We start from the raw sequence: 8,408 nt of genomic DNA on the forward strand, positions 1-8,408 counted from the left end.
TTATTATTCGAAAAACCAAAATATATCTTGGATTCATTAAACAATGCCGTAATTTACTTGGCACGTTTTGTTTTGAATTCACTAAGAAGTTTGATAATAATTTGAGGAAGTATAAGTAAGGTAAAGTGTTGGTACAAAAATACATTGGGTATTTTTACCATTCATGAAATACTAACGAACGAGACCTTTTTTTATGTAAAACATACAATTAAATATATAAATGAGTAAAATAAGGCAGCTTAAAGTTAAAAAGCTTTGCTATATTAACGCATCTATTCTTTTTTGAGACACTATTTTCTGATTATTTTTCAAGCATACTATTAATATATACATATTTATTCAACGATATGGAACATAAACTTGTCCCTTTAATTGTAGAAGATGACCCACTTGCTCAAAAAAGCTTAGTCTATCTCCTCACTAAAACCAATATGTTTGAAGACGCTGTTGTGTGTGGAACAGTTACCGAAGCATTTGAATATCTGAATAGAAAAACGGCCGATCTAATTTTTTTAGACATTGAACTTCCTGATCTGTCTGGGTTAGAGTTATTGAAACTATTTCCAGCCCATGCGCCAGTCGTTGTTACTTCTTCACACGTAGAATTAGCGGTGGACTGCTTTGATTTTGATGTTATTGATTTTCTTACTAAACCTTTTTCTTACACCCGTCTCTTAAAATCTATCCAACGCGCCACTAAAAAAATACCAAGTCAACAAGTTATTGCGGAGAAAACACCCGTTAAAAACTATGTTTTCCTTCCAACAGGCCGTTCAACGGTTCGATTTAATTATAGCGACATTCTGTACATTGAAGCTTACGGCGTATACGTTAAAATTGTCACCCCAGAGGGTACGGTAGTGGTAAACCAAATGCTGTCAAACATTGAAGAGGTATTGCCTCAGGAGCCATTTATACGAATCCATCGCTCGTTTATCGTAAACATGAATCATATCAATCGTATTTCTTCCAATGAGCTGAGAGTCAGCACCTACTTTCTTCCCATCGGGATGTCTTACAAAGATAAAGTAACGCAAAAACTAAAAAGCAGTGGGTTACTCAGTGAGTAAAAACTTACTCTTTAGTTTGATTTTCACTTCTAACCCTTGTTTCTGACTATCCATTAGCTCCATTATTCATCGGGGTCCAGTTCTCCATATCGTTTGTCCATTTATTTATATTTTCCTTATCCAAATAACCTTTTATGAAAAAAAAAACCTTTTTACTCTCTCTATTGGTCGTTGCCCAGTGTTTTCTGGTTGGTAGCACATACGCCCAAACAAACTTTATAAACGGTGATTTGCTTCCTGATGCCCCTGAACTCGCAGTGAGGGGAAAGTACAACATTGGGGTTCAAACCCTGAAATTGGTCAACAATAATCAGTTGGATGTACTCCATTCAAAAAACGGGAAAGACTCCCTCTATAATCGTCCTTTAACCGTAGAAATTTGGTATCCTGCCGTCATTCCGTCAGATAAACAACAACTCGTAGAATACGACCAGGTACTTGGCTCTAGTAATGATCCCAAAAGGCCATTAATCCCATTCAAATTTATGGGGCGGGCTTTACGCAATGCCCAAGCCGACAAGACCGACGGGCCCTACCCTCTCTTAATTGTATCTCACGGCTACTTAGGCTCTCGGTATTTACTCACCTACCTGACCGAAAACTTAGCTTCCAAAGGCTATATTGTCGTGGCCATTGACCATACAGAATCTACCTTTAGCGATGCAGCAAGTTTTGCCAGCACATTACTCAACCGTTCGCTCGATGATTTGTTTGTTCTCAATGAAATGGCCCGATTGGGGAATAAAGAAAGTAAAACTTTTTTGTCTGGATTGGTAAACGCTAACAATACGGCTTTGATTGGCTATTCAATGGGTGGTTATGGGGCACTCAATGCCGCTGGTGCGGGTTACAGTGCCCAAGCCGTAAAGTTTTTTGGCCAAATGACAGGCGGTAGCAAGGCCTTAGAAAAAAGGATGTCAGGAAATGCCGCCTTCTCGGCTTCCCTTGACCCGAGGATCAAGGCAGTTGTCGCTTTTGCGCCTTGGGGAATGGAGCGGGGCGTTTGGGATGCTGAAGGATTAAAAGGGCTTACCGTCCCTACATTTTTTGTAGCAGGTAGTCAAGATGATATTTCAGGATATGAGAAAGGAATCAAGGCCATCTACGACGGAGCAATCAACGCCGACCGTTATATGCTAACCTACATCAATGCCCGTCACAATGTAGCCCCTAACCCTCCACCAACCGAATCTATCACGCCAGGCCTCCCCCTTGATGAATATTTGCGATATGCTGAACCTGCTTGGAACGAACGTCGTATCAATAATATCAATCAGCATTTTGTAACGGCGTTTTTAGGCGTACAACTCAAAGGCTTAGACTATAAAAAGTATTTAGAGTTAAAAGAGAATTCTAATGAAGCAACATGGACGGGATTTAAACCTCGTACATCAGTTGGCTTGGAATTAAGACATGCCAAACCTTAAACTGCCCGACTCCTAAAAAACAGGAGGTTTTATTTTTCTTTACAACAGAAACCCAACATTTACAAAAAGGGTCATTTTGCTAAGCAAAATGACCCTTTTTGTATCAATTATATTTCGAATTTCTTATCTCTGACGTTTTTCGCGAGCTGGCTTAGTTGCCTCTTGCTCTTTCTTTTTACCCGTACGGAAACCTGCAGGATAAGTTGAGCGCAAGTCGTTCATCGGTAAAATTCTGATTTCTACACGACGGTTACGGCTCATTCCTTCTACTGATTTGTTATCGGCAAGCGGACGAAGCTCTCCGTAATATTCAAGCGTGATACGGCTTGGATCCTGCAAACCGTTACGAATCAAGTAACGTTTGGCGGCTTCTACCCGGCGTTTCGAAAGTTGTACGTTATAGTTATCAGAAGCGCGAGCGTCGGTATGGCCTACGATAATCGCCCGGCAATTTGGACGAAGATTGAGTAAGTCAATCACCTGGCGAAGAATCTGCTGCGAAGGATCTTTTACAATCGCCTTGTCGGTATCAAACTCGATATTACCAAACATGGCTTCACATTCTTCTTTCGGCAAATTACGGGCAATAATATCTTTGATGTACTTATCAAGGTCCATTGCTACCCCACCACCTGAAACAATGCTGTTGGCAGGAGTACTTGGTTCTTTGTCGAAAAGGTCAGCAACACCATCACCATCTGAGTCTGTAAATAAACGCGGATCAACGGGCTTGGGCATATTGGCTTTAGCAATTGAGTCAGCTTCTTTCATCGTAGGATTATACGGCGGCGGAATCAATGCCAATGGGTTGGTGTAACGCAAATGATAACGTCCTTTGGCAGGATCATGAACCCAGTTTCCTTTTGCATCTTTCTTGGCCATTACTGCACTCTTGCCCATTTTGTAGGTAATTGCCAATCCGACACTCCCCCATTTATCCTGTTTTGAATCTCCTTTTCTAAACAACCAAATATCTTGTCTTGGATATTGGTCAGCACCTCCACCACCATACGTAACGTCCAATTTTTCGGAATTGACATGGTTCAAAGTAAAATCTAAACCAATATCAATACGTGGAGAAACTTCAAAATGAATAGCCGAACCGATAGGAACAACAATTTCACGCGTATAGGTAGACCCATCTCTCTCCCATTCACCCGCCGTTTTCGAGCTTCTATTCGTGTTACTGCTAATGAGGAGCGTGCCGTTGTTGGTTCCCAAGCGGTACACTTTGGAGTTGAACCACATGTATCCATAACCTACGTAGACATCCCATTTCCAACGTTTGAGTTTATCGTACCCAAACAAAATAGGCTTGAGATTGGCATGAGCGTTGATTGATGTCTGCAAAAAACCTTTCGACTCAAAGTGAGCATTGTAAATTCGCTGTTTGGAGCCATTCAAGTTTCCAGTCCAGAAGTTAAGACTTGCGCCGAAAATAGGAGATACCTGTTTGTGTAACGCCAGGCCTAAACCACCCGTTAGATGTTCTTCTGGCCCCAGTTTAAAGTCGTGCTGACGTAAATCACCGTAAAATTGAGTCAGGGCGGGGGTGATGGTAAGTGCCCATGTGTTCAATTTATTAGGACCTTCATAGCCTGCGCGTTTGGGTGCGGGGGCCTGAGCATTAATTTTCGTCAATGCAAACGATACAATTAATAGAGTGGACAGAAAGTTGACTTTTTTCATGGGCAATGAATGATTGTTATTTACTACAAAAAGGTAATACTAACATTTTCTTAAATAATAGTGTATCAAGTCTTATAAGCCGGATTCTGTTTCCCGATTTTCATCGGGACTCTTATCATTTATCTGGTTCTGACGTCGCCGTCCGAATCTATCAACCTACCCATGCCGATACCCCTTTGAGGAGGATTGGAGCGAGTAACTCCAAAATCGGCACTTATTTGGTCTTTCAGCCCGTAAGGTTTACCATGCCTCGCTTGTCACCAACCGAGCGGTGGGCTCTTACCCCACCCTTTCGCCCTTACCCAATTTCGAACGAATTCGAAACTTGGCGGTTTGCTTTCTGTTGCACTTGCTGTCAAGTCGCCGTCACCAACGACTTGCCTTCCTGTTAGGAAGTACGGTACTCTGCGCTGTCCGGACTTTCCTTCCCAAAATTAATTTGGAACGATAAGACGGACCTGATTCACTATTGGGCACAAATCTATGAAGAGTTGTGCTCTTTAAAAATCAAATAAACAGAAAAAAATCGTAATAACCATAAACTGTCATTCAATTTTTTGACTTACAGGAGCCCATCAATTTTAACTTCGATGCGCCCTTTTGCAACAACTAACGCTACCAAGGAGGTTGGGGTAAGATAAACTTGATCAGGAACCAAGGTGTCTAAACGCCCTCCCAAATCTACCCCTTTGGCTACTTTACGGTTAGTAAGTTGTTGACGAATAGCTTTTTGGGCTTCATCAATTTGGGTGCCTATTGGAAACACAAATTGTTGTTCGATTTGTTTTGCAAACCGCCCCTGCAACAACCAATTGGCCGTTTGAACAAGTACATTTCGGGTACTTAAATCATAATCTACATTCTTCAAAGAAAGTAGGCGCGTGGTGGCATCATAATAGGGAACACCTTTGAGATATATAACCCCGTTTATACTTCCCTTCAATCCTGCTTTAATGACAAGTTTATCGTTTTGACCATAAATATCAATCTCCGTCACTTCAATTTTGTATTTTCCGTCTTTAAAATCAAATGTTTTCCCAATGAACTGAGTCGCCGCCAATCGAGAGGCCTCTTCATAAGGTACCACTCCAATCAATCCGATTTGAAAGCCTTGAGGTATGTCATTGGTGATAATCAGATTGGGGACATCTACGACGGGCTTCATGACTGGTTTTGCCCCAATTAGGGTTTGGGTAAATCCCCTGATTCCGATGGTGGCACTGATTTTGCCATTTTTAATTTCGAAAGGTGAAGCCAAAATATCGGTCGGAGTTACTATAAGCCATGATCTGTACTCTTCGGAGAGTAATCGTGGTTCACGAATTAAATTCCAGGCTTGGATGACATAAGGTTTAATAACAAAATTTTTCCGTACGTTATCATCAATGGATTTTGAAATCGTGCCTAGATTTTCGGAAATTTTACGGCTTACCAACCCCGTAATGGGTATATCGATTCCCGCTACTTTAATGCTCGGTTTGGTCACCCAATCAAAGCCTGCCGAAACGGTATTGGTACTCACTGTCCAGTCGGGATCTATACCTATACGGGTCATAAATTTCATATTCAACTGAAATTCAGTACTTTGACTACCCGAAATCTCAATACCCAACGGCGCTATTTTATAGGCCTTCTCAGCCCATATTTTCAGGGGTACGGTATAATAAAGCAATGAATCTCTGGCTTCCGCCACGATTGGCGCTCTTTTCCAAACTTTAATCTTAAAATTATCTTGGTTGTCGTCGCTGAAACTGTTGTCTTCATAAATCAATCCCTGCACCTGTATATTCAGGTGTTTTGTTACCTCAGCAATCGATAACTCGATGGGTACATGAACAACCGATTTATGTTTTTCGCTTTGAATTTCCATGTTCGTATGTTGATATGCCTCCGCAGGTGCTTTTGGCTGGGTAGTAGTTGGCGGTTTGCAGCCCATGACCCATACTGAAAGAACAAAAACCGAAAGGTAAATTAACGAAGAGAAGGGGCAGGAAAAAGTGTAGCGCAAATCTAAAGGTTTAACACCAATTTTATCTAAAAACATGGGAATAAATCAAAGTAAATGAAGGACTCACAAAGTTATTAAAACAACCTTATAAGTCCTCTTTTCAATCTTTAAAATACCCTATTTCTATTTTTTCAACGGCCACCGATAGGTAAATTTATGATTGATTGGCGCTTCGAAATAATTTACGTTTAAATGGTCAAGGCGCTTCTTATGAACATCTAAGCGTTTTTTGAAATCATCGATATTCTTGCCGTTTTTTGCCGTCCAACCTACTTCTGCCAATGCACATGCTCGCGGAAAAGTCATATATTCGACGTACTCAGAGGTGGGCATATATTCGGTCCAGACATTTCCCTGAACGCCAATAATGTGTTTAGCTTCATCGGGAGTGAGGGTGGAGGGGGTAGGTTCGTACAAATACGACTCTTCCAAGGGCGTAAACCCTCCGATGGCAATGGGTTGGGTTTTGGCATCGGCCTGATAATGGTCTAAATAGCAAAAGTTCCCTGGCGTCATAATGGCATCGTGGCTCTGTTTGGCCGCCGCCACACCCCCTTCAATTCCCTGCCAGCTCATTACGGTAGCATTAGGCGAGAGCCCTCCCTCCAAAATCTCATCCCAGCCAATCATTTTACGCCCTTTGGAGGTAATGAATCTATCAATACGGCGGATAAAATAACTCTGTAATTCATGTTCGTCTTTCAAGCCTTCTTTTTTAATCAACTCCTGACAAAAGCGACTTTCTGCCCACTGTTTTTTGGGGCACTCATCCCCGCCAATGTGAATATACTGGCTGGGAAACAAGTCAATCACTTCGGTCAGAATGCCTTCCAGAAAGCGAAATGTCTCTTCTTTAGGGGCAAAAACATCTTCATGTACTCCCCATTTCGTGCCTACTTGGTAGATTTTGTCGGGGTTATTCCCATATTCTGGATAGGCCGCCAGCGCCGCCAATGCGTGTCCGGGCATTTCAATTTCAGGAATAACGGTCACAAAACGCTCCTGTGCGTACTTGACTACCTCTCTGATTTCATCTTGGGTATAAAAACCGCCATAGGGCTTACCATCGTATTTTTGGTCGCTGTAATGACCCAACATGGTTTGTCGGCGTTGCGCGCCGACTTGTGTCAATTTGGGATATTTTTTGATTTCAATCCGCCATCCTTGGTCATCGGTCAGGTGCCAATGAAAGGTATTCATTTTGTGCAACGCAATCAAATCAATGTATTTTTTGATAAACGAGACGGGATAAAAATAACGCGCAGCATCAAGCATCAATCCACGATAGGCGTACCGTGGTCGGTCTTCAATCAGGCAGCAGGGAATGCTCCATTTGATATTATCAGCCCTCTCCACTCCATAAATTTCAGCAGGCATCAACTGTAACAATGACTGAATTCCGTAAAAAAAACCTTTGGGCTGCTCGGCCGTAATGATAATCCGCTTGGGCGTTATTTCCAAAAAATAGCCTTCGTCGCCGAGCTTATCATCCTTTGAGGTGACAAAATTGATACCATCCTTGACCCGAAAATTACCCGCAAATACCTTCGTATCTTTCCCTGTGACACTCCCAATCTTGTTTGCCAGCGCTTCGGCTAGGCGGCGCAGTACGGGGTCGGTGCTGGCTACGGCAATTACTGGATTCGGGGGAAGAATAAACGTTCCTTCTTTTGGCACTAACTGTAACGGCTTCGGAAGAATTGGGTAGGACGTTTGTGCCAAAACTGGGTATAGTACCCAAAATGACAGCAAAACGAAAAGCTGAAAGCTCTTTTTCATAAGTTGGGATAACGGTTTAGGCATGAATAAAGGACTGATCAATCAAACTTTTAGGTTAGACGGAGGCGTTGGGTACACTGCACTCAGGAGCAGGAATCAATTCCAAAACTGGTGGAGGAACTTGGATTAAGCATATAATTGAGTTAGTCGGTAAAGGAAAAACTCTACACTTCTTACCCTTCTGAACTGACTTCTAAACGCTTAGATTTGAGCATTAAAAGATTCGGCAGAAGCATTAGTACTTTAATAATAGCTTTTTTCCATTGCCCCGTAAAAACGCCCAATGGTATGGGCATCACTCGGTGCTGTATCGGATCAATTCCAAAAGTTGTGGAGTAACTTAGATTAAGCATATATCTGAGTTAGCCGATACAGGAAGAATTCTACGTTTCTTACCCCTCTGAACTGACTTCTGAACGCTTTGATTTTGGCGTT

The 8,408-nt window shown here is 42.0% G+C and carries 5 protein-coding genes and 1 other RNA gene; 2 read left to right on the forward strand and 4 right to left on the reverse strand.

What is annotated here, in order from left to right; translation table 11 throughout:
• The first annotated feature begins 347 nt into the window (after positions 1-347).
• Together NCI00_RS29155 and NCI00_RS29160 are read left to right on the forward strand one after the other, a co-directional pair.
• Positions 348-1,070 carry a LytR/AlgR family response regulator transcription factor gene (locus tag NCI00_RS29155; protein ID WP_253533468.1) on the forward strand — a complete coding sequence of 241 codons (723 nt, stop codon included), beginning with the start codon at positions 348-350 and terminating at the stop codon, positions 1,068-1,070.
• A 134-nt stretch (positions 1,071-1,204) separates the two neighbouring features.
• Positions 1,205-2,497 (forward strand): alpha/beta hydrolase family protein, encoded by a 1,293-nt coding sequence (locus tag NCI00_RS29160; protein ID WP_253533470.1) that lies wholly within the window; start codon positions 1,205-1,207, stop codon positions 2,495-2,497.
• A gap of 123 nt (positions 2,498-2,620) precedes the next feature.
• On the opposite strand, the gene NCI00_RS29165 is transcribed toward NCI00_RS29160, so the two are convergent.
• The 4 genes from NCI00_RS29165 to NCI00_RS29180 all read right to left on the reverse strand — a co-directional run bounded on the left by NCI00_RS29165 (position 2,621) and on the right by NCI00_RS29180 (position 7,973).
• Positions 2,621-4,186, reverse strand: coding sequence for an OmpA family protein (locus NCI00_RS29165; RefSeq protein WP_253533472.1), 1,566 nt, complete (start codon positions 4,184-4,186; stop codon positions 2,621-2,623).
• A 59-nt stretch (positions 4,187-4,245) separates the two neighbouring features.
• Positions 4,246-4,650, reverse strand: an RNA gene (gene rnpB / locus NCI00_RS29170) — RNase P RNA component class A.
• Positions 4,651-4,748: 98 nt separating this feature from the next.
• On the reverse strand, positions 4,749-6,056 hold the full coding sequence (locus NCI00_RS29175) for a DUF4403 family protein (RefSeq protein ID WP_253533474.1): 1,308 nt from the start codon (positions 6,054-6,056) through the stop codon (positions 4,749-4,751).
• Between the two features lie 261 nt (positions 6,057-6,317).
• Positions 6,318-7,973 carry a beta-N-acetylhexosaminidase gene (locus NCI00_RS29180; protein WP_253533476.1) on the reverse strand — a complete coding sequence of 552 codons (1,656 nt, stop codon included), beginning with the start codon at positions 7,971-7,973 and terminating at the stop codon, positions 6,318-6,320.
• Positions 7,974-8,408: the final 435 nt, after the last annotated feature.

The sequence above is a fragment of the Runella salmonicolor genome, assembly GCF_024158025.1.
GTDB lineage: Bacteria > Bacteroidota > Bacteroidia > Cytophagales > Spirosomataceae > Runella > Runella salmonicolor.

Bases quoted from the DNA above. Each gene is read 5' to 3' on its own strand.
- NCI00_RS29155 (WP_253533468.1), top strand. From the start codon at position 348: ATGGAACATAAACTTGTCCCTTTAATTGTAGAAGATGACCCACTTGCT.
- NCI00_RS29165 (WP_253533472.1), bottom strand. From the start codon at position 4,186: ATGAAAAAAGTCAACTTTCTGTCCACTCTATTAATTGTATCGTTTGCA.
- NCI00_RS29175 (WP_253533474.1), bottom strand. From the start codon at position 6,056: ATGGAAATTCAAAGCGAAAAACATAAATCGGTTGTTCATGTACCCATC.
- NCI00_RS29180 (WP_253533476.1), bottom strand. From the start codon at position 7,973: ATGAAAAAGAGCTTTCAGCTTTTCGTTTTGCTGTCATTTTGGGTACTA.
- NCI00_RS29160 (WP_253533470.1), top strand. From the start codon at position 1,205: ATGAAAAAAAAAACCTTTTTACTCTCTCTATTGGTCGTTGCCCAGTGT.